At 42.2% G+C, this 19854-nt stretch carries 23 protein-coding genes and 1 tRNA gene; 11 read left to right on the top strand and 13 right to left on the bottom strand.

Features of this window, described 5'->3' with window-relative positions; translation table 11 throughout:
• Positions 1-182 precede the first annotated feature (182 nt).
• The 3 genes from HWQ37_RS06870 (at position 183) to gmk (ending at position 2027) form a co-directional block, all read left to right on the top strand.
• Positions 183-632, top strand: coding sequence for a DUF29 domain-containing protein (locus HWQ37_RS06870; RefSeq protein ID WP_292745208.1), 450 nt, complete (start codon positions 183-185; stop codon positions 630-632).
• A 362-nt stretch (positions 633-994) separates the two neighbouring features.
• Positions 995-1261 (top strand): extracellular matrix/biofilm regulator RemA, encoded by a 267-nt coding sequence (gene remA, locus HWQ37_RS06865; RefSeq protein WP_073639751.1) that lies wholly within the window; start codon positions 995-997, stop codon positions 1259-1261.
• A 166-nt stretch (positions 1262-1427) separates the two neighbouring features.
• Entirely contained in the window at positions 1428-2027 is a 600-nt protein-coding gene (gene gmk, locus HWQ37_RS06860) for a guanylate kinase (protein WP_292745210.1), read from the top strand.
• Between the two features lie 66 nt (positions 2028-2093).
• On the opposite strand, the gene HWQ37_RS06855 is transcribed toward gmk, so the two are convergent.
• The 3 genes from HWQ37_RS06855 to HWQ37_RS06845 form a co-directional block, all read right to left on the bottom strand.
• Positions 2094-2615, bottom strand: a complete 522-nt coding sequence (locus HWQ37_RS06855) for a photosystem I reaction center protein subunit XI (RefSeq protein WP_292745206.1) — start codon at positions 2613-2615, stop codon at positions 2094-2096.
• A 277-nt stretch (positions 2616-2892) separates the two neighbouring features.
• Complete coding sequence (psaJ, locus tag HWQ37_RS06850) at positions 2893-3042, bottom strand: photosystem I reaction center subunit IX (protein ID WP_094349471.1); 150 nt, start codon at positions 3040-3042, stop codon at positions 2893-2895.
• A gap of 39 nt (positions 3043-3081) precedes the next feature.
• Positions 3082-3576 (bottom strand): Photosystem I reaction center subunit III, encoded by a 495-nt coding sequence (locus HWQ37_RS06845; protein WP_292745203.1) that lies wholly within the window; start codon positions 3574-3576, stop codon positions 3082-3084.
• Between the two features lie 371 nt (positions 3577-3947).
• On the opposite strand from HWQ37_RS06845, the gene tsaD reads away from it, so the two are divergent.
• On the top strand, positions 3948-4997 hold the full coding sequence (gene tsaD, locus HWQ37_RS06840) for a tRNA (adenosine(37)-N6)-threonylcarbamoyltransferase complex transferase subunit TsaD (RefSeq protein ID WP_292745201.1): 1050 nt from the start codon (positions 3948-3950) through the stop codon (positions 4995-4997).
• Positions 4998-5053: 56 nt separating this feature from the next.
• Here the strand turns inward: tsaD and HWQ37_RS06835 are convergent, their stop codons facing one another.
• Positions 5054-5971, bottom strand: coding sequence for an alpha/beta fold hydrolase (locus HWQ37_RS06835; RefSeq protein ID WP_292745199.1), 918 nt, complete (start codon positions 5969-5971; stop codon positions 5054-5056).
• Between the two features lie 136 nt (positions 5972-6107).
• Positions 6108-6827: a hypothetical protein gene (locus HWQ37_RS06830; RefSeq protein ID WP_012410214.1), complete on the bottom strand. Its 720-nt coding sequence runs from the start codon at positions 6825-6827 to the stop codon at positions 6108-6110.
• Between the two features lie 495 nt (positions 6828-7322).
• Here HWQ37_RS06830 and HWQ37_RS06825 point away from each other — a divergent pair, with 495 nt between their 5' ends.
• From HWQ37_RS06825 to prmC, 4 genes are all read left to right on the top strand, one after another.
• A complete protein-coding gene (locus HWQ37_RS06825; protein WP_292745197.1) occupies positions 7323-7874 on the top strand; it encodes a GNAT family N-acetyltransferase in 552 nt (183 codons plus the stop codon).
• A 324-nt stretch (positions 7875-8198) separates the two neighbouring features.
• Positions 8199-8272 (top strand) — tRNA-Pro (locus tag HWQ37_RS06820).
• 596 nt (positions 8273-8868) lie between these two features.
• On the top strand, positions 8869-9696 hold the full coding sequence (locus HWQ37_RS06815; RefSeq protein ID WP_292745195.1) for a Tic22 family protein: 828 nt from the start codon (positions 8869-8871) through the stop codon (positions 9694-9696).
• A gap of 25 nt (positions 9697-9721) precedes the next feature.
• On the top strand, positions 9722-10612 hold the full coding sequence (prmC, locus tag HWQ37_RS06810) for a peptide chain release factor N(5)-glutamine methyltransferase (protein ID WP_292745193.1): 891 nt from the start codon (positions 9722-9724) through the stop codon (positions 10610-10612).
• A 284-nt stretch (positions 10613-10896) separates the two neighbouring features.
• Here the strand turns inward: prmC and grxD are convergent, their stop codons facing one another.
• From grxD to HWQ37_RS06775, 7 genes are all read right to left on the bottom strand, one after another.
• Positions 10897-11220 carry a Grx4 family monothiol glutaredoxin gene (gene grxD, locus HWQ37_RS06805; RefSeq protein WP_094349509.1) on the bottom strand — a complete coding sequence of 108 codons (324 nt, stop codon included), beginning with the start codon at positions 11218-11220 and terminating at the stop codon, positions 10897-10899.
• A gap of 175 nt (positions 11221-11395) precedes the next feature.
• Positions 11396-11653, bottom strand: a complete 258-nt coding sequence (locus tag HWQ37_RS06800; protein WP_292745191.1) for a BolA family protein — start codon at positions 11651-11653, stop codon at positions 11396-11398.
• A 227-nt stretch (positions 11654-11880) separates the two neighbouring features.
• Positions 11881-12489, bottom strand: coding sequence for a hypothetical protein (locus tag HWQ37_RS06795; protein ID WP_292745189.1), 609 nt, complete (start codon positions 12487-12489; stop codon positions 11881-11883).
• A 434-nt stretch (positions 12490-12923) separates the two neighbouring features.
• A complete protein-coding gene (locus HWQ37_RS06790; protein ID WP_292745187.1) occupies positions 12924-13679 on the bottom strand; it encodes a lysophospholipid acyltransferase family protein in 756 nt (251 codons plus the stop codon).
• Positions 13680-13792: 113 nt separating this feature from the next.
• Entirely contained in the window at positions 13793-14278 is a 486-nt protein-coding gene (gene tadA / locus HWQ37_RS06785) for a tRNA adenosine(34) deaminase TadA (protein WP_292745185.1), read from the bottom strand.
• Between the two features lie 132 nt (positions 14279-14410).
• Positions 14411-14725 carry a glutaredoxin 3 gene (gene grxC / locus HWQ37_RS06780; RefSeq protein ID WP_292745183.1) on the bottom strand — a complete coding sequence of 105 codons (315 nt, stop codon included), beginning with the start codon at positions 14723-14725 and terminating at the stop codon, positions 14411-14413.
• A gap of 47 nt (positions 14726-14772) precedes the next feature.
• On the bottom strand, positions 14773-15345 hold the full coding sequence (locus tag HWQ37_RS06775) for a DUF981 family protein (RefSeq protein WP_292745181.1): 573 nt from the start codon (positions 15343-15345) through the stop codon (positions 14773-14775).
• A gap of 344 nt (positions 15346-15689) precedes the next feature.
• Between HWQ37_RS06775 and glpX the strand changes: the two genes are divergently transcribed.
• The 3 genes from glpX (at position 15690) to HWQ37_RS06760 (ending at position 18917) form a co-directional block, all read left to right on the top strand.
• Complete coding sequence (glpX, locus tag HWQ37_RS06770; RefSeq protein ID WP_292745179.1) at positions 15690-16727, top strand: class II fructose-bisphosphatase; 1038 nt, start codon at positions 15690-15692, stop codon at positions 16725-16727.
• Between the two features lie 242 nt (positions 16728-16969).
• Positions 16970-18256 (top strand): glutamyl-tRNA reductase, encoded by a 1287-nt coding sequence (locus HWQ37_RS06765; RefSeq protein WP_292745177.1) that lies wholly within the window; start codon positions 16970-16972, stop codon positions 18254-18256.
• A gap of 100 nt (positions 18257-18356) precedes the next feature.
• Complete coding sequence (locus HWQ37_RS06760) at positions 18357-18917, top strand: DUF2087 domain-containing protein (RefSeq protein WP_292745175.1); 561 nt, start codon at positions 18357-18359, stop codon at positions 18915-18917.
• 14 nt (positions 18918-18931) lie between these two features.
• Here the strand turns inward: HWQ37_RS06760 and HWQ37_RS06755 are convergent, their stop codons facing one another.
• Positions 18932-19624, bottom strand: coding sequence for a Uma2 family endonuclease (locus HWQ37_RS06755; protein WP_292745173.1), 693 nt, complete (start codon positions 19622-19624; stop codon positions 18932-18934).
• Positions 19625-19854 lie beyond the last annotated feature (230 nt).

Below are 19854 nucleotides of genomic sequence, written 5' to 3'. Positions count from 1 at the left end.
AATTCAGGAGTCAGAATGGGCTAAACGCCCCGCTACCGCTAACAGGAGTCAGAATAAAGACGCGACGCTCGTTCCTCTCTAACGCTGCGCTATCATTCATTCTGAATTCTGACTCCTGACTCCTGAATTCTGTTCGATAAAACCTAATTCCAAATCTTCGTAAATTAGGAGAATATTAAATAATGTCTAAAATACTTACTCAAATTCTCTATAAGCAGGATTATCACTTGTGGTTAGAAACTACATTGAAACAATTGCAAGAAAGAGATTTAGAGTATCTTGATTGGGATCATTTGATTGAAGAGATTGAAAGATTGGGTAATGAACAGAAGCACAAGCTCGAAAGTTATTTACTGCAACTTCTCAAACATTTGCTTTTGTATCAACATTGGAGCCTCCCTGAATGTAAAAATCATTGGGAAGTGGAAATTGATAATTTTCGGGTGGAACTCAGGAAATTAACTAAATCTAAAAACCTCTACAAATATCTGCTCACAGTGCTTGCAGAAGTCTACATTGATGCGCTACGACAAGCAAAAAAGAAAAGTGGATTGAATTGTTTTCCGCAAACTTGTCCTTATAGCATTGAGCAAATTTTAGATGTGGATTATTTACCACCATTTGAATTTTGAATTCCGTTTTGCGGTACTAGTACACCACGGAGTAAATAAACCACCCATTCCAGATTAACCAAACGCTTATGCTGTATTCATTTTGAATTTTGAATTTTGAATTTTGAATTCCGCCTTGCGGTACTAGTCCCTTTACATAAAGATAAAAATACATCATTTAACTAGCTTGTATCAGTGTAATTTCGCCTATGTCTTTGGGAAGATTTTGAGGAAAATTAGCTAATAAATAGCTAAAAGTAGCAAACATTATTTAAAAACGTAGACTGGCTTGAATTTAATCGTTGTAACTCCAGTTTTTTGGCGATAACATGGAAATAAGTTTATTTCAAGCTTTTTAAACCGCGTTTAGCGTCAGTTTTTTTATGGACATTCAGTTAATCAACATCGGCTTTGGTAACATCGTGTCTGCCAACCGAGTAGTTGCCATTGTCAGTCCAGAGTCTGCCCCGATTAAGCGGATTATTACCGATGCACGGGACAGAGGTCAACTGATTGATGCAACTTACGGTCGTCGGACTAGGGCTGTAATTATCACCGATTCCAGCCACGTAATTCTGTCAGCGATTCAGCCGGAAACGGTGGCGAATCGCTTTGTGATTTCTCGCGATCATCAAACTGTAGATAATTGATTAGTAGTGGATTTTTCCCACTCCTCTTTGCACCGTATCGGTAGTAATGTATGAATTAGACAAATTTTTTGTCACCCTTGCTACAAATTCTTTAGTCACTAGTGGACTAGACCAGGAACACAAGACTAATGAATAATATGTATTGATTGATTCACAGGTTGAAGGGATGATGCCAGTTTTACCCATCCAGAGTAGTGCGACTACCGAAGAATGCTTACATTTAGGCAGATTAATTGTTTTAACTGGCCCCAGTGGGGTCGGTAAAGGCACTTTAATGCGATCGCTCCTAGAGCGTCATCCAGAACTCTATTATTCCGTATCCGCGACAACTCGTTCTCCCCGTCCAGGAGAAATTCATGGCAAAAGTTATTACTTCACCAGCCGCAGTAAGTTTGAGCAATTAGTTGCTGAAGGTGAATTTTTAGAATGGGCAGAATTTGCTGGTAACTATTACGGTACTCCCCGTGAAGCTGTACTTAACCAAATTCATGCCGGTAAATTGGTAGTGCTGGAAATTGAACTAGAAGGAGCAAGACAAATCCGTGCTTCCTTCCCCAGCGCCCTTAGCATTTTTATTTTACCGCCTTCCTTTGATGAATTAGAGAAACGAATACGCTCTCGTGCCCAAGACTCTGAAGAAGCGATCGCCCGTCGTCTACTCCGCGCCCAAGATGAAATTCAAGCCGCAGATGAATTTAATATTAAAATCGTTAATGACGATTTTGAAACTGCTTTAAATGACATTGAAGCGGTTTTGTTTAAATAAGTTAGGAGTTAAGAGTTAGAAGTTATGAATTTAACCTCCTAACTCCTAACTCCTAATTTCTAGTAATTAACCAAATAGACCTTGAATTAGAGCCAAATTACTAGTCAAAAAGTAAGCAACTACTGCACCACCAATACCACCAATCAAGAAAGAACTGGCGAAGTTGTTCCAGCTTTCTTTAGAGTTAAAAGCATCTGCTGGAGGCTTGGGTACGGTAACACTAGGAAGTGCTTTGGGTGGATTGCTATTGGCATACAGCGACAGAGCGCCGGTGAGAACAACAACCAGGCCGATACCTCCCAGTAATCCAGCTAAGTTAGCATTATCTGTGTCCCGCAGTGGGCCCAATTTGGCAAAGGGACCAAATAGCCAGTAACCATGAGCCATACCAACTTCTAAACCGCGTCTAGCAGGAGCCAGACCTGGGCGATAGGCAGGTAAATTATTAATAAACCCCTTGATCAAGGGAGAAGAATTAACCGGGGTTTCTAGGTTGCCTAGTTGTGGATCGCCGAATGCGGGAAAAACAACTTCCCGATTTCTGGGATCGCTAGGAAGATTCTTTGATGCATCTACTGCTTGTGCCATATTTTATGTTCGCCTCTAAAATTAAAATGGTGGCATTTTTATATTAATAATAATTGTAGCTAAAGAAGCATTTTATTTAGGAAGTTTAGAAAAATTAATTTAGCTTATCTAAAGCTGTGAAACTCGCGATCTGTAAACAGTATCACGAGTTTCAAAAAACTATTTTTGCCGTCTATTTTTGGTGATAATTCTGCCTAACTAAGCTGAATATATCAACTACACAATATTAGGCAAAAAACAAGACATTGATTCAACTGTCCTAAATTCCATTTGACACTTATGGCAGTGGGTGGAAAAGTAGGTCAGGGAAAAAGCGGTTAAATTCAATCAAGATACCTGCTGTGATGAACAGCCAGATGGTAGCTGCCACAGGCGCTGTGGAAATGAATTTAATCAAATAAGCTGATTGATCGCCTTTGTCTGCCATGAATTTAGTCTCCAAAACGAATGAATTAGTTAAGCTGATTTAGCGTGGAGAAATGGGGATTTCTGAATCCTTGGCTGCTAATTTTCCAGAGAGCAATTCTTGGACTGCTGCTACTGGCCAAGTAAAGCCTGACGCGATGATGGGTAGTGCCAAACCAAGATCGATTTGGATTTCTTTTAGTTCAGTGTCAGATTCCTTTTTGATTGCTTGCAGATAGGCACGACCTACCCAACCAATCCAACCAGCAATATATAGAAACAAAATGCTAGGGATCAAAAAGTCACCAGCATGATTTAGACTACCATCAACAATCAAGTGGGGGTATCCTTCAGGACCGCACAGCTCCTGAGAATAACGCTCAAACCGCTTTTTCCCTGATTGGGGGTCGGCGGTGGTGTTACGGGCATTAGCTGCTAGCTCTTGAAAAGCGGCATTGTCTTTACACGGTGTCAAATTCGCCCCTAAAGCTTGTGCTGGGGGGGCAAAGTTGAACCAAAGACTAATCGCTAACATCAAAGCAAACAATCGTCGCATAGAGTTGTTTCCTTTTATTACAAAACAAGAAGTTCTTTGTACAAAACGAAGCGGCTTGTACAGTTGTTTATTTGCATAACTAGGAAGTCATCATACTCTTGGGTGGGAACCGAGTAAAGTTTAAGTAAATAAAAGTTAAAGCTTCTCAACCAAAATTAGTGCTGAGTGCTGTTAGCGGATAGCTAGGGTTTAGCCCGTAACGAGTGCTGAGTACAAGAATTGTTGTTGTAGGGTAGTAAAGAAGCAAGATTTTCTCTCTATTACTCAGAATTCAGACTTTAGAACTCAGAACTCAGAACTCAGAACTCAGAAACTCAGAAACTCAGAAACTCAGAACTCAGCACTCAGAACTCAGCACTCAGAAACTCCCAATGACAACCGTTTTAGCAATAGAAACCAGTTGTGATGAAACAGCCGTCGCAATTGTTAACAATCGTAAAGTTTGCAGCAGTATCGTAGCCTCGCAAATTCCAGTCCATCAGCAGTATGGCGGGGTAGTGCCAGAAGTAGCGTCTCGCCAGCATTTGGAAACGATAAATGTTGCGATCGCACAAGCTCTAGAGCAAGCCCAATTAGACTGGGGAAAAATTGACGCAATTGCCGCCACTTGCGCCCCTGGACTCGTAGGAGCCCTATTAGTAGGGTTAACTGCTGCCAAAACTCTGGCAATGGTACACAACAAACCATTTTTGGGAGTTCATCACCTCGAAGGTCACATTTACGCAACTTACTTGAGCGAATCAACTTTAAATCCCCCTTTTCTTAGCTTACTGGTTTCAGGCGGACATACAAGCTTGATTTATGTCAAAGATTGTGGTATATACGAAACCCTCGGACAAACCCGTGATGATGCTGCGGGTGAAGCCTTTGATAAAGTGGCGCGATTGTTAAAGCTGGGTTATCCGGGTGGGCCAGTGATTGACAAGTTGGCACAAGAGGGGAATCCTCAAGCCTTTGCTTTACCGGAAGGAAGAGTTTCTCTACCCGGTGGGGGGTTTCATCGTTATGATGCGAGTTTTAGCGGGTTAAAAACGGCTGTATTACGTTTAGTGCAGCAGTTAGAGAAAGATGGCGGACAAGTACCAGTGGCAGATGTAGCAGCTAGCTTTCAGGATGCGGTAGCGCGATCGCTAACCAAAAGAGCGATCGCCTGTGCCCTAGACTATAGCCTAGATACAATTGCGATCGGTGGCGGTGTAGCAGCTAATAGCGGGTTGAGAAAAAACCTTCAAGCCGCCGCCATTAAACATAATCTACGAGTCTTATTCCCACCTCTAAAATTCTGTACTGATAACGCCGCCATGATTGGCTGTGCCGCAGTTGACCATCTATCCCGTGGTCATACATCCCCCCTCACACTAGGCGTTGAGTCTAGGTTAGGGCTTACTCAGGTGATGAAGTTATATCAACCTATTGAGTAGTCATTTGTCATTTGTCATTTGTCATTTGTCATTTGTAACTACCAATGCCCTATACCCTATACCCTATAACTATTGACTATCGCCCGGATGCGATCGGCCACAGCATCCGGCTGTTCCAACATAGCCAGGTGTCCGCAATTAGGAATTTCTAGAACATTGTCACCACAATATTGGAAAAGTCTGTGGAAGCTAGCTAAATGGCGCACATACTTAGGTTCCATAACCTTATCTTCCGCACCAGCCAAAAAGTAAACTGGCTGCTTCAGTTGGGATACTAGCTCAGGTAAACGATTGATTTCTTCTTCCGTTGTGGAGTCTAACAGAGTTCCCAGAGCTGCTTCTGGATCAGCCACGATAAAATCAATTACCCTCTGACGTGCCCAATGGCGCTCCAAAGGACGAGCCACACTAGCTCTAGTAAACAGCAAATCAATTAAAGGTACTTGGGACAGCCAACGCGGACGGATTTGCAAAAATTTCTGACCCGCCGAGCGAAACTGCTCAAAGGCTTCTTTGAGGTAAATACCACCGCCAGCGTTGATACAGATAACACCCTTAACACACTCAGGCATTTGATCTGCTCCCCAAAGAGCGATCGTCCCGCCTAATGAGTGACCAATTAGCCAAGCACTCGTAATATTTAGCTGTTTCAGGAGAGCTGCTAAATCCTGAGTATACGCAGCAGGAGTATAAAGAGAATCGAAAGATGAGCCAACCGCACTACTGGAGATGGGCGTTAGACTCAAAGACGTTTGTCCTCGACTAAAATCAGTTTTTACCTGGGATTGAGATTCACCAAAACCCCGCAAATCATAGGACAGGCACTGCAAATCATCTGATAAGCGGGAAATCACAGGTTGCCAATATCCACGGCTATTCAGCCAACCGTGGATAAATACTAAAGCATCGGGGCAGGAAGTGGGAGCCGTTAGCTCGTATGCGTGTGGAACGCCCAAGATTTCGATAGTTGCCATACTTATATCGTACCCTTAAGGGCGGGTGCGACTAAATGCGGAGTGCGAAGACTTAGAAGTTAGGAGTGAAGAGTTGTTAATTTTTAATTACGAATTACGAATTATTTGACCCATAACTCCTCACTTTTCACTTTTTTCATTTACCCAGCAACCTCTGTCGCACTCCTTCAGCAATTTTGTGACCCAGATATTCAGGAATGAGGCTTTCATTCGGCCCCAACAAGTAGAGAATTAGTCGTGTACGTCCCCGCCAAACCAGTAAATTGGCATTGACTACCAGAAGGTCTTCCTGCCAGATAGCGTACATCACTTTGTAGAATAATCCTGGTTGATTATCAGCTTCAATCACTAGGGCAGGGAGATGAAAGACCGGATCGACATAAAACTCAGTTTGTACCTGCTCTAAGCCAGTATCAAGATTAAATTCTACTGCGAGCATCTCTTCTACCTCAAACCGACCTCCTAAAGCCTCACGAATAGCGCGACAAACATTTTCTGCGGTTTTCTCGGTCAAGGCTTTACTACCACGAGATACCAACAGTTTGATAAAAACTAACATTGGCGGACGGATCTGACCGTATAGGCTCAGACCGTGGATAGTTAATCCATAAGCTGCTAGTACGCCAAAAATATCGCTGAGGAGAAAAGACTGGTTGCGGTAAGCAAAATGCAAGGCACTTTTGCTACCTTCCGGTTTCAGCTCAATAACAGCGCGTCTAGTTTTATAGAGACGGTAGGCTAGCCGCAAATTTTGCAGTTGAATTTCACTACTGACGAATTGCTCATAAAACTGGGGAAACGCTCGGTTAAAGCGCTTTAGGAGTTCTAGTGTCGAAGATTTTAAACCAGAAGCCATTGTTAAGGGTAAAACTCGCTTGCTTTCGTCATCTGGGTATTGGGGGCTGGGNNTTGGGGGCTGGGGGCTGCGTGTTGGGGACTGGGGACTAGGCAGATGAGGGAGATGAGGGAGAAAGAATAACCAATGCCCAATGCCCCATGCCCAATGCCCAATTCCCAATCCGGTGTATACAATTCACTTCTAAGCTAACCTGCATTTAAGCTCTATACGAGCAATTGCCAAGATTCGGTTTTTCCATTATGAATTTTGAATTTTGAATTGTTTATATCCTTACCCTTTTGGTGAATTTCTCCTAGCCTTTACAACAAAATGCTAAAGTTGAAAATGATTGGTGTGAAACACGCTCTAACTGGCTGTTACCATTGCAAATCCCGAAAACAACCGAAAAATTTGGAGTGTAAAGGGTAGTAAATGGGGGTAGCGATGTTAAAAGTGAATCAACACTCCTGAGAGTGGAAACCAATTCAGTTATACTACCCGAACCGCGTTGGCATGGGTTTTTGGAAAACTTGGTTTAGTACTTCTGAATCTGTAGGGACAACTAGGACAAACCCCTTTGAAGAGCATACAGCTGAAACTGTCGGCAACTCCAGCCCCAGTAGTATTAGCGAAGCTTCTTCAAAGGAGGCTCGGATCGTTTTCAGCACGGAACGAGACATTGACCTATATGAGCTAGAAGAACTCTGTGATGCAGTTGGTTGGTCGCGTCGTCCTCTAAGAAAAGTGAAAAAAGCTATTGAGCATAGTTTTCTCGTTGCCACAATGTGGCAAGTGAGAGGAAACCAAAAGCGGCTCATTGGTTTTGCCCGTGCTACCTCAGATCACGCCTTTAATGCCACTATCTGGGATGTAGTGGTTCACCCAGACTTTCAAAGTCAAGGACTGGGCAAGGCGCTGATGAAATACGTTCTCAAAAAACTTAGGAGTGAAGAAATTAGTAATGTCACTCTCTTTGCTGACCCCCATGTTGTAGATTTTTACCGAACTATGGGGTTTATGGCTGATCCAGAAGGCATCAAAGGTATGTTCTGGTATCCTCACTAACGCTCAATCCAAATAAAACCCGATTCGCACAATAAAATCAGGTATAGTAGTACAAATCTATTATTTAAATTTGGTTTGACAAGGTTTAGCCGACGAACGCACAAGTAATCTTTCTTGTAAAACTAAGTCGGCAGATAAACCTTTATCAGTCTAAATGTCTAATCTCGCTTGAATTTGCAGAAGGAAGATATAAATATATTAGGTATATTAGGATATATTAGGCATGAGCGGTGTTATGTGATATGATTAATTTAACGCTTTGTTTGAAAGCGCGATCGCTTTAATGGCAAGCTAAAACCAAACCAAAAAAGTGGATCGATATAACGGGATGTAGCGCAGCTTGGTAGCGCGCCTGCTTTGGGAGCAGGATGCCGCAGGTTCAAATCCTGTCATCCCGATTTAATTGTAGTTAACATTTAGGGCAGTTAGATCGGTTTTGTTTTCTAACATCTGCAATTTAATTAATTTGGATATTTTTACGGAGAAGACTAATTAGGCTGTTGTTTTGTTGAAGCCTAATAGGTAAATTTCGTTATTAAGTAGTAATATATTGTTGATACCGAGTCTTTGTATAGATTTGAGAAAATATTAAACCAATCGCAGATGGAACGATTGATTAAGTAATAGCGTCAACCAATTTTAGAAAAAGCCGATAGAATGGCATTTATCATCTCCAAGGTTGGAGAGATTGAGAGGCTTTTTCCTGTTTGAGAAGACATATAATAGGCATCTACGGCATTTCGCGGGAAATAGCGAAGCGCGAAACCTAGAAAAACACAACGTTAGCACAGCCAACTTGTGAAAAGGATACTGTAGCAACTCTAAATAGTTAGGGAACATTGGATTTTGACCGTTGATGCTTAACACTCAACCTCAACGCGCATAATGAATTTTTCACAACTAAAATGAATTGCTATATAACTAAAGCTAGTTGGTGCTGTGCAAATCCAACCATTTGTTTAATTTAATTGGAATATTTATGCGAGGAGCAGTCATGAAATCATTTATTCGCTTAGGCGCAACATTGGGTATAGCTGGTAGTGTATTTTTAACAGGGCTTTCAGGAATAGGCAATCTACCAGGAATGGGCAATCTAGAGGCGATCGCATTGCCACAAGATCAAGTCGTGAAAAAGCTCCAAGAAGTACCTGTATTCACGCTCACCAATCCTAAAGGCGAATTCGTAGTTCTTTCGAGAAAGAACAACGCATCCAAGCCGATCTCACAAGTAGGATTTTTTATTAGCAAGCAAGATGCTCAAAAATTCCTTGACAATCGGCTCAAAAAAGAAAATCCCCAGTTGGCAGGAACCCTACAGGTTAGACCTTTGTCTTTGGCAGACTACTATAAAATAGTCCAAGAAAGCAAAAAGAAATCAGATTCTGTAATTTATACTTTAGTGCCGACACAACAGCAGGTAGCCTCGGCAACAAGTATGCTCAATCAAAATGGTAAAAAGGTAGAGCAATTCAATGGTATTCCCTTATTTGTACCCAAATTTAAGAAAGATAATAGCTATCTGACTATTCCCCTTGCCAAAGGTAATGAGCGATACATCCCTTTCTTTTTTGAGAAAGAGCAAGCAGTGGCTCTCTTAGACGAATTTAAAAAAGCCGTCCCCAAGGAAGCAGACAATACTGAAATTCAGGTAGTGGATTTGTACGGTGTTATGGAGGCTCTCAATAGCAGCAGCGATCCTAGTATCAATAAAATTGTTCTCTATCCATCACGGGAGTCAATCAACTTTATTCGCTCCCTTGCGCCAAATCAATCACCAGCTGCCAAGCCAGCTGCTGCGCCCGCACAGGCTCCGAAAAAATAACGGATATGCGCTCCAAGGTTGAGGTATGGGGAAGAAACATCTGATAGTCTCTGGTTTACAACTTTGGCAGTGGCGAAATGCAGCTCTCGAAGCCGCGATCGCCACTGATGTCCCAGCAATGGAGGTAGATTGGCTGCTCTTGGAAGTTGCAGGATTAGACAGGTTGGCACTGCGTTTAGAGTCTTTTAAAAACTGGCCGCAAATTCAACTGCAATTGTCTCTAGAAGAGTTAGAACACTTGTGGCAGAGGCGATTAAATGACCGCTTACCAGTGCAGTATATTGCGGGAACGACACCTTGGCGTAATTTTAAAATTGCCGTGTCGAGTGCGGTTTTGATTCCTAGACCAGAGACAGAGTGTTTAATCGATTTAGTTGAAGCATCTGCTAGCAATGCTTCAGGAGACTGGGCAGATTTGGGTACTGGGAGTGGCGCGATCGCACTGGGATTAGCAGATGTCTTGCCAAAAGCAACAATTCATGCAGTTGATTACAGTTTAGCAGCTCTAGCGATCGCCCAAACTAACGCCGATAATTTGGGTTTTGCCGACCGGATTAAATTTTATCAAGGTTGCTGGTGGGAGCCACTGACATTCTTAAAAGGTCAGTTCAGTGGTATGGTGTCGAATCCTCCCTACATACCCACCAGCACCTTACCTACTTTGCAACCAGAAGTAGTTAACCATGAACCGCATCTAGCTTTGGATGGTGGCGCTGATGGCTTAGATTGCATCCGCCATTTGATCGAAATCTCCCCTAGTTATTTGCGATCGGGTGGGGTGTGGCTGATTGAGATGATGGCAGGACAGGCGGATACAGTGCGAGAAATTTTACAAAATCAAGGTAATTATTGCAATATTCAAATTCACGCGGACTTAGCTGGAATTGAACGCTTTGCCCTAGCTTATAGAAGTTAGGGTGAAGGGTTCAATTTGGCTATCTCCATCTGTTTGAGCCATTCCAATAAGTATTAACAATTCAAAATTAAGTTTAAATGATTTTTTTGAGAGAAATCAATCCGCTTTCTTTGAAACTATTAGAGCGCATCTATCGCCAAGTATTTGTGTCAGGAACCGATTAAAAAACCCTTGAAAGGGGAAAGAAATATTGTCTCTCCTTTCAAGGATATAAAAAACGTCACATTGCCTTGATTGCAAAGCGCAAATTTAGCGGAATACGCTTTAGTTTGGCTAAAGAAATATTAAGAAGCTAATGCTACTTCTACCTTTTCCTGCAATTCACCTTTTTGGTACAGTTCAATCAAGATATCAGAACCGCCAAGGAATTCACCATTGATATATACTTGGGGAATTGTCGGCCAGCTTGAGTATTCTTTAATACCTTGACGGATTTCCGGGTCTGATAGAACGTCAACCGTTTCAAAGGGAACTCCCAAGGTATTGAGAATCTGCACCACGTTGTTGGAGAAACCACATTGGGGCATTAACTTGTTTCCCTTCATGAAAACTAAAATCTTGTTTTCTTGTAGCAAGCTATCAATTTTGTCTTTGAGTTCTGGTGTCATGGTATTTGTGTTTCCTATGTTGCATTAATAGAGTGAGGAGTGAGGAGTGAAGAGTGAGGAGTTAAAAATTCATAATTCATAATTCATAATTCATAACTCCTAACTCCTAACTTCTAACTCCTAACTCTTGTACAGACGTGATTAATCGCGTCTCTATTTCTTCTAACTCCTAACTTTAGGAACTTGCTGTTGCTTGCCAAGCTTCGGGAGTGTATGTTTTCACCGCCAAGGCGTGAATCGCTTCAGTTGACATAGCTTGACCCAACGCACCATAAACTAACTGGTGCTGTTGCACTAGTCCTTTACCTGCAAAGTGCGATGAAACTACTGTCACCTGATAGTGGTCGCCGCCACCAGTCAAGTCTTGCACCTGAATCTGTGCGTCTGGCAGTTCCGCCTTGATCATTTCCTCAACCTGTTGCGGACTAATCATCGCAATTCCTGAAAAAACTTACTTTTCTATTATTAACAGATATGGAGCAAATGCCTGTACCAACTTCAGGCTTTGGCAAGGCTGTAGATAAACGCGCCTCTGAGGTGTATTGCTTGAGAACGCTCAAGTTTTGGTTACGGCGGATAGTTATATCCTAGCACTGGGGCGTTCCCAAGCGACTGGTTAGGGAGATGGGGTTAGAGAAAAAGAAGCAACAAAAATTTAATTTATTTTTTTGGGGGTGAGGAGGATGAATTACCACCTTCTCTAGGATAGGGAGAATCAACAAAACCTAACTCAAATAACTGTTTATAGGCTTTCTTGCCTAAATCCCGCGTCGGGTTTTGACTCTTAATTATTTGAACTAACAACGGTACAGCTAATTCTGGCTGATTTTGCGCCCGATGTACCAATGCTAGCTGAAAGGTGGCTTCATCTCGCTTTTGGGCTGTTAATAGAGCTTTTTGACGCTGAGAATCAGAAACTCTGTTGTCAATTCCCGAAAAGCTAGAATTTAACTCTTGATAAAAATTAGATAGCTGATTATAAACTTGACGTGCTTCTTGCAGTTTCTTGGCAGCTAAGGGGTAGTTTTGAGCAGAAACGGCTTGTTCTGCATCTTTTACTAAGCGATCGCCACCTGCAATGCTCAAAATGCTGTTACTTTCGGTTATGGGGCGGAGGTTATTAGGATCGTTGGGGTCAATGGGTTGTGGTTGGCTGGTAGTGCCTGGTGACTGTGATACCTGAGCATTCACAGGTGATAGCAGACTAAGGACTGCTATAACTGATAAAACAGTACGGTGCATCAAGGTAACAGCGACAGCAGTGTTCATGGGATCAATTAGTGCGACAACTATATAAAAGAGTTATGGAAACTTCGGGTATCTTAACTCTGTTTGGGTCTTGGACAAAGCAAAGTTAGATCCTAAGTATCTCTGATTTAGACTAAAAATCAGTTTAATAGAGTTCCCATTACCCCTGTATACCAACTAACTTATATCGTTGCGATTAGCGATACCTACGGGGGAGTGTGTCACTATCTGCTTAACTACCGACTTTTCTCTCCAATAATTATCTCAGATTCACTGGGATATTTGGCAGGAGAATTTTTCTAAAGTACTGCTTGAAATATTTGCGTAGGCGTAGCCCGCCGTAGGAATCGCAGCAAACTAGTTCAGAATGGCGATGTCTTCAGTCGGCGCTTGCCAACTTTCATTTAACTGTCTGACCAAATAGTGAAAATATTTATCATCAAGCAATTAATAGATCAAGAATTAGTAATTTCTGCAAATGCGTGATTAGTAACTTTTGTTTCTTGATGGCTCAATTGTTGTAGTGCCTTTGCTAAATCAGTCGTGATGCTTTTTGCATCTTGTTTTATACAGCCATTCATGTAATCTGCTACTTTCATTGGGGAGCCAATGTCAATACTCACATCTGTACCCCAATTTGGATAAGGTTGGCTGTAGTTAATGCCTATGGGTATAATTTTCACTCCCAGCCCGGAATGACTAGATTCAGCACTCAAAGCAAGACGAGCAATTCCCGGCTTCAACTGGTGAACTTGGCCATCACGAAAAATGTTACCTTCTGGAAAGATTACCAGAGTTTTTTGCTGCTGAAGTAGCTCTACTCCATGTCGCAGCGTGCGGATTGACGGATGCTTAGAATTTACAGGAAACCCCCCTAAACGTCGAACAAACCAGCCTTGCAAACCTTGGCATTCGTCAATAGTTACCATAAACCGCAAGTCTTGCTTTCTCAGACAAGCTGTAGCGTAAGGTACGAGCAAAGCATCCCAACGCGCCCGATGGGTAGGCGCAAGGATCACAGGCCCAGTTGTGGGGATATTTTTTTGTCCGGTTACTCTAATTTGTCCAAAGAATAATGGTAATAGGCAGTGACGACCTAATAAATATGCCAGAGGACTTAACCAAGGAGAAACCCTTGAGGTAGTGCTATCTACCGGAGGATTTGCTGCGGTGTGCTGGCAGGTATCGGATGAAGAGTGGGATTCCATCATGACGGATGCAGCTGATTGACAGGTAAAAATTTAACGAAAGGCCTGATTAGTTACACCGTAGATTCTCTTGTGTGACTTGTGTCGTACTAGATGGACAGTTTTACCTCTGTCTGTTATTTTACCTTACGCCGCTTAGTAGCAAACCAAGCCTGTAATTGCTGACGACAAGCTGACTCTAGTATGCCTCCGATTACCTGTAAGCGGTGATTAGAAGCAGCGCTATCGGGTATGTTAATAACTGTACGAATTGCGCCAGTTTTGGTATCGTCTACTCCATATACCAGTAATCCTAGTCGTGATTGGACGATCGCACCCGCACACATCGGGCAGGGTTCGAGAGTTACATAGAGAGTGCATTCATTGAGATGCCAATTTTGCAAAGTTGTTGCAGCTGTCTTGATAGCGAGAATTTCCGCATGAGCGGTTGGGTCTTTGTCGCGCTCTTTTCTGTTTTCTCCTTGTGCCAGCAATTTGCCTGTTGAATCAATGATAACGGCACCTACAGGGATTTCACCTGCATCACCTGCTGTTTTTCCTAATTCTAGGGCATAACTCATCCATTGTTGATGTATAAGATATTCTGTATACTTAGTTAGCATATTCTTATTAATGCCTGATGTGCTTAATATTCTGACCTCTCTCCAAATCACTAATACTGTTCGGTTAAGCAAGAGACGCGATGAATCGCCGTCTCTACAATCATTTTTCGTCTTGACGGCGATTTATCGTGTCTAAATAGCGGCTTGGGCTAAAAGGGGATCGAGTTGACTTTGTGTGTCTAACTGATAGAGGTCATCGCAGCCGCCAATGTGCTGGTTATTGATAAAAATTTGTGGTACGGTACGGCGACTGTTGGCGCGTTCTGCCATTTTAGCTCTGGCTGCTTCGTCGCCGTCGATTTTATATTCAGTAAAATTTACACCTTTCCACCACAGCAGTATTTTGGCACGAATGCAGTAAGGACAAGTTTGCCAGGTGTAAAGTTCAACATTGGCTTTGACTCGCTCTGGATGGCGATTTAAGAGGGGATTAAGAAAGTCCAGCATATTTTTTTAAGCAAGGTTTTAACTATGTCTCTAGCCTAGAACATTGCTTACCGCATCGGCGCTGGAACCCACTTTTGGAAACTCTCTAAATGATTCCAGTAAGATAAATATCCAGTCAATGCCCAAATTAGAGCGGCTACTATTAGCACTGCTACGCCAATTAGCCGCCAAGTTCGGTTGGTTTTCCAATAGAGAGTTGGCGCTGCAAAAATACCGCCTAATCCAGTTAAAATAAAGCCGATTCCCGATAAAAGCGGTTGCTTTGTCAAATTTAAATTGATGATGCGGATACCCACTACGATCGCAACTGCCCCAGCAAAGAAGCCGTAAATTGCTATTGTAAATAAATCCCAATTTTGAGCCAGGGCGATCGCTGCTGCAATAAACAAGATACCAAATAAGACACTTGTTTCACCGAAGGCAATGTTAAAGCTACCGATAACTGGCCAGGTGAAGCTCATGTGTAAACCAGTTGTGAGTGCGATCGCTCCTGTAATTCCAAAGCCGGGAATCCACTGTTTTTGGTTAGAACTATCTATACCACGATACACATAGTCAGCCAGTAGAAATAGCCCAGCTACCATATTGATCAACATGAGTGTGATGTAGTCGATAAACACGATTAACCTCTGAATTTGACAAGCTCTTGACTCTGCGCCTTGTTTTTCAGTTTTTGGTGAATTTACCAGCTTTTTTCTTTATTATTTTATACCCAAAGTATAAATACTGAATAAAAGCAATTTTCTACTCATATTCTGCCAGTTTTTAACTTAGTTACTTTTAAACAGGTTTTATACTGGAGTAATTATGAGTAAAAAATCAGGATGTGTTAACTGGCACTTTTCTAACGAGTTAGCAGTAAAACTTAACTTTCTTCCACGTGTATCCGCCCTTTGGTAGACTTGAAAACTGAGAATAGGCAGATGAAACGACGCAAATTCAAGCAGCTGAGAGGGTAAACTCTGTGGAAAATACACTTGGGTTAGAGATTATTGAAGTAGTAGAGCAAGCCGCGATCGCATCCGCAAAGTGGATGGGTAAAGGCGAAAAAAATATCGCTGACCAGGTAGCTGTAGAAGCTATGCGGGAGCGGATGAATAAAATCCACATGCGTGGTCGCATTGTGATTGGGGAAGGCGAACGCGACGATGCGCCTATGTTATACATCGGGGAAGAAGTTGGTATCTGTACCCAACCAAATGCCGAAAGTTTCTGTAACCCTGATGAACTAATTGAAATTGATATCGCTGTTGACCCCTGTGAAGGTACGAACCTGGTAGCTTATGGACAACCTGGTTCAATGGCTGTCTTGGCAATTTCTGAAAAGGGTGGATTATTTGCTGCTCCTGACTTTTACATGAAGAAGTTAGCAGCACCTCCCGCAGCTAAGGGTAAGGTAGACATCAACAAGTCAGCAACAGAAAACCTGAAGATTCTCTCTGAGGTTTTAGACCGAGGTATTGATGAACTTGTAGTAGTAGTCATGAAGCGCGAACGCCATAACGATTTAATTAAAGAAATCCGTGAGGCTGGAGCGAGAGTCGCCCTAATTTCAGATGGTGATGTGGGTGCAGCTATAAGCTGTGGTTTTGCTGGAACTAATATCCACGCACTGATGGGTATCGGTGCGGCTCCTGAAGGTGTAATCTCGGCAGCAGCAATGCGTGCTTTGGGTGGACATTTCCAAGGTCAACTGATCTACGACCCCGCAGTAGTAAAAACAGGTCTGATTGGAGAAAGCAGAGAAGCCAATATCGAGCGTTTAACCTCTATGAATATCAATGACCCCGATAAGGTCTATGATGCTCATGAACTGGCATCTGGTAAAACTATTCTGTTTGCTGCTAGCGGCATTACCAGTGGTAATCTCATGCAAGGTGTACGTTTCTTCAAGGACGGGGCAAGAACTCAAAGCTTGGTTATTTCCAACCAGTCGAAAACTGCTCGATTTGTTGACACAATTCACTTGTTTGGTGAACCAAAAGTTCTCCAACTGAACTAATTTTTAGGGAATGGGGAATGGTAAAAGTAAGGGTAAAGCATTTGGAAAGAAATGTTTCGATAAAACGAAAAAAATAGTCACCAAAACGCTTCATCTTTACACTAGTTAGTAGTTAGTATTTAGTGATTAGTTATTGTTTGTTGGTTGAAAAAACTATCAACCAATAAATAATAATTCCCCATTCCCTATTTCTCACTCAATGCCCGATTGCCAACTACCAATTAGTAACTACGATTTAGCAAATGAATATAGCAGTGGTGGGGTTAAGCCATAAAACAGCCCCAGTAGAAGTCCGGGAAAAGTTGAGCATTCCAGAACCACAAATTGAAAGTGCGATCGCTCAACTGGCCAGCTATCCTCATATTGATGAAGTTGCAATTCTTAGCACTTGTAACCGCCTGGAAATTTACATTGTCACCAGTGAAGCCGACCAAGGTATCCGCGAAATAACCCAGTTTCTTGCAGAATATAGTAAATTGCCCGTGCTTTCTCTGCGACAACACTTGTTTATGCTGCTACATGATGATGCCGTGATGCACGTGATGCGAGTAGCAGGTGGTTTAGATAGTCTGGTACTCGGAGAAGGTCAAATTCTGGCTCAGGTGAAGACTACTCACAAACTGGGACAGCAATATAGTGGTATAAAAACGATTTTGAATCGATTATTTAAACAAGCGCTGACTGCTGGGAAGCGGGTTCGCACTGAAACTAGTATTGGTACTGGCGCTGTCTCGATCAGTTCGGCTGCTGTGGAGTTAGCGCAGCTAAAAGTAGCAAATTTAGCTGCTTGTCGAGTCGTAATTTTGGGCGCTGGTAAAATGTCGCGGCTGCTAGTGCAACACCTAATTTCTAAAGGTGCTGTGGAAATTAGTATTGTAAATCGCTCACGCGATCGCGCCCAAGAATTAGCCAAACAGTTCCCTCAACAACCAATCCAAATTCATCCACTATCGGAAATGATGGCAGTAATTGCCGATAGTGATTTGGTATTTACAAGTACTTCGGCAACAGAGCCAATACTTGACCGTGCCAAATTGGAAATGGTTTTAGAAGTTCAACGCTCTCTAATGTTATTTGATATTTCTGTGCCGCGTAATGTTCATGCGGATGTAAATGAATTGGAAAATGTGCAAGCGTTTAATGTAGATGATTTAAAGGCTGTAGTGGCGCAAAACTACGAAAGCCGTCGCAAGATTGCACAGGAAGCAGAGAAACTTTTAGAAGAAGAAGTGGAAGCCTTTGATATTTGGTGGCGCAGTTTAGAAACTGTTACCACCATTAGCTGTCTGCGAAATAAAGTCGAAACCATCCGCGAACAAGAGTTAGAAAAAGCTTTGTCGAGATTGGGTTCGGAATTCGCCGAAAAACATCAAGAAGTGATTGAGGCATTAACACGGGGAATTGTCAATAAAATTTTACATGATCCGATGGTGCAATTGCGATCGCAGCAAGATGTGGAAGCTAGACGGCGCTGTATGCAAACTCTGCAAATGCTGTTCAACCTCGATGCAGAGGAACAATTTAGTTAAATTTAACAACAAAATCCTCAGCTTTTGTGAGAAGTTGGGGATCTGAGCTTTTCGATTAGATATACTTCTAATTAGATAGACATCTAATTAGAAGTTAGTTATGCAACCAGAGCTATTTAACATATTACTGCGCTTTTTCAAGGCATTAGCAGATGATAGCCGATTAAAGATTGTAGGTATTTTGGCGAATCAGGAGTGCAGCGTCGAAGAATTGGCGGTGTTACTGCAACTGAAGGAACCGACGGTATCCCATCATTTAGCGAAACTTAAAGAGCTAAATTTGGTGACAATGCGCCCTGAAGGTAATAGCCGTCTATATAAATTGGATAGCGAGGCTTTGCAAAGCATTAGTAAGGAAATTTTCACACCTGAGAAAATAGCATCTTTGATTGGAGATGTGGATACCGAGGCTTGGGAAAGCAAAGTGTTGAAAAACTATTTTGAGGGTGAATGTCTGAAGGAAATCCCCGCTAGCCGCAAAAAACGTTTAGTAATTCTTAAGTGGTTAGCAAACCAGTTTGATGTCGGAGTCAACTACCCGGAACGCCTGGTAAATGATATTCTCAAACGCTACCATATTGACTGCGCCACCCTGCGACGAGAGTTGATTGCTTGCCAGTTAATGCAACGCGAAAATGGGATTTATTGGCGCATAACATAGATATGAAAAATGTTTCACAACAGTTGTTCTGGGTTAATTCCCCGCTCTTGCAGTCGTGTCAATAAATCTTGATATCGTTGGCGTTCTTCCTCCAATTGTTGGAGAGCTATTTCTTTAGCTTGACGTTCTTGTGTACGTACTTGGTCAAGCTCAACGGGTGTAAGAAACTTATATCCATCAAGGCGATATATTTCTAGAGTTTGTGGTGTGAGTTCAAAACGGATTTGCAAACGGGGACTTATCCACTCATGAATCTGGTTAATTTCTTGCAACCAATCTTCTGAGCGCACAAACCCTGTTAATTCATTTTGGTCTGGGTCGTAAATATAATATTCTTCAACTCCATAGCGTTGATAAAACAGGAGTTTATGTGCCATTTCTTTAGTTGTATTGCCAGGAGATAATATTTCAAATACCACCTGTGGCGGAATGTTCTCTTCTTCCCATTGTTTGTAAGAACCCCTATCTCCCTTGGGTCTACCAAACACTACCAAAGTATCAGGTGCTTTTTTGATGTTGGGATTGCCTTCAACTGGATACCAAAGTAAATCTCCAGCAATGAATACATCTGGTTGCGATGCAAATAAAATTTCTAAATTTTCTTTAATAGTTACTATCCAGCGAAATTGCTTAGTATTATCGGCCATTGGTTGTCCGTCGCTTTCGGGGTAGATGACCTCAGACGCGGTATTAGGAGTGATTACCATAATGCTACATTTCCACTCTTCGATGTTCTCCTAGTTTAGGACAATTCACATAAAATTTGTAGCCGACTAACTTCAGGTAGTACTTTAAAATGGTAATATAATCCAAAAGTTTTAGCCGCACAATAACCGCACAATCATAGGTTGTATTTTTATGCAGTTAGAAACACAAAAACTCTATTACACACCTGAAGAGTATTTAGAAATTGAAGAAAAGGCAGAATATAAAAGCG

This window comes from Nostoc sp. NMS4, from assembly GCF_017115095.1.
Classification (GTDB): Bacteria; Cyanobacteriota; Cyanobacteriia; order Cyanobacteriales; family Nostocaceae; genus Nostoc.
Note: the sequence above shows the minus strand (reverse complement) of the source record. Positions and strands in the feature narration are given on the sequence as shown.

What these genes read in the sequence shown, in the direction of transcription:
- HWQ37_RS06845 (WP_292745203.1), bottom strand. Translation starts at nt 3,576, where the DNA reads ATGCGACGATTGTTTGCTTTGATGTTAGCGATTAGTCTTTGGTTCAAC.
- HWQ37_RS06855 (WP_292745206.1), bottom strand. Translation starts at nt 2,615, where the DNA reads ATGGCACAAGCAGTAGATGCATCAAAGAATCTTCCTAGCGATCCCAGA.
- HWQ37_RS06755 (WP_292745173.1), bottom strand. Translation starts at nt 19,624, where the DNA reads ATGGTAATCACTCCTAATACCGCGTCTGAGGTCATCTACCCCGAAAGC.
- HWQ37_RS06765 (WP_292745177.1), top strand. Translation starts at nt 16,970, where the DNA reads ATGAATATAGCAGTGGTGGGGTTAAGCCATAAAACAGCCCCAGTAGAA.
- HWQ37_RS06800 (WP_292745191.1), bottom strand. Translation starts at nt 11,653, where the DNA reads ATGATTAGTCCGCAACAGGTTGAGGAAATGATCAAGGCGGAACTGCCA.
- HWQ37_RS06815 (WP_292745195.1), top strand. Translation starts at nt 8,869, where the DNA reads ATGAAATCATTTATTCGCTTAGGCGCAACATTGGGTATAGCTGGTAGT.
- gmk (WP_292745210.1), top strand. Translation starts at nt 1,428, where the DNA reads ATGATGCCAGTTTTACCCATCCAGAGTAGTGCGACTACCGAAGAATGC.
- HWQ37_RS06835 (WP_292745199.1), bottom strand. Translation starts at nt 5,971, where the DNA reads ATGGCAACTATCGAAATCTTGGGCGTTCCACACGCATACGAGCTAACG.
- remA (WP_073639751.1), top strand. Translation starts at nt 995, where the DNA reads ATGGACATTCAGTTAATCAACATCGGCTTTGGTAACATCGTGTCTGCC.
- HWQ37_RS06790 (WP_292745187.1), bottom strand. Translation starts at nt 13,679, where the DNA reads ATGATGGAATCCCACTCTTCATCCGATACCTGCCAGCACACCGCAGCA.
- grxC (WP_292745183.1), bottom strand. Translation starts at nt 14,725, where the DNA reads ATGCTGGACTTTCTTAATCCCCTCTTAAATCGCCATCCAGAGCGAGTC.
- HWQ37_RS06870 (WP_292745208.1), top strand. Translation starts at nt 183, where the DNA reads ATGTCTAAAATACTTACTCAAATTCTCTATAAGCAGGATTATCACTTG.
- HWQ37_RS06830 (WP_012410214.1), bottom strand. Translation starts at nt 6,827, where the DNA reads ATGGCTTCTGGTTTAAAATCTTCGACACTAGAACTCCTAAAGCGCTTT.
- prmC (WP_292745193.1), top strand. Translation starts at nt 9,722, where the DNA reads ATGGGGAAGAAACATCTGATAGTCTCTGGTTTACAACTTTGGCAGTGG.
- tadA (WP_292745185.1), bottom strand. Translation starts at nt 14,278, where the DNA reads ATGCTAACTAAGTATACAGAATATCTTATACATCAACAATGGATGAGT.
- tsaD (WP_292745201.1), top strand. Translation starts at nt 3,948, where the DNA reads ATGACAACCGTTTTAGCAATAGAAACCAGTTGTGATGAAACAGCCGTC.
- psaJ (WP_094349471.1), bottom strand. Translation starts at nt 3,042, where the DNA reads ATGGCAGACAAAGGCGATCAATCAGCTTATTTGATTAAATTCATTTCC.
- grxD (WP_094349509.1), bottom strand. Translation starts at nt 11,220, where the DNA reads ATGACACCAGAACTCAAAGACAAAATTGATAGCTTGCTACAAGAAAAC.
- HWQ37_RS06825 (WP_292745197.1), top strand. Translation starts at nt 7,323, where the DNA reads ATGGGTTTTTGGAAAACTTGGTTTAGTACTTCTGAATCTGTAGGGACA.
- HWQ37_RS06760 (WP_292745175.1), top strand. Translation starts at nt 18,357, where the DNA reads ATGCAACCAGAGCTATTTAACATATTACTGCGCTTTTTCAAGGCATTA.
- HWQ37_RS06795 (WP_292745189.1), bottom strand. Translation starts at nt 12,489, where the DNA reads ATGAACACTGCTGTCGCTGTTACCTTGATGCACCGTACTGTTTTATCA.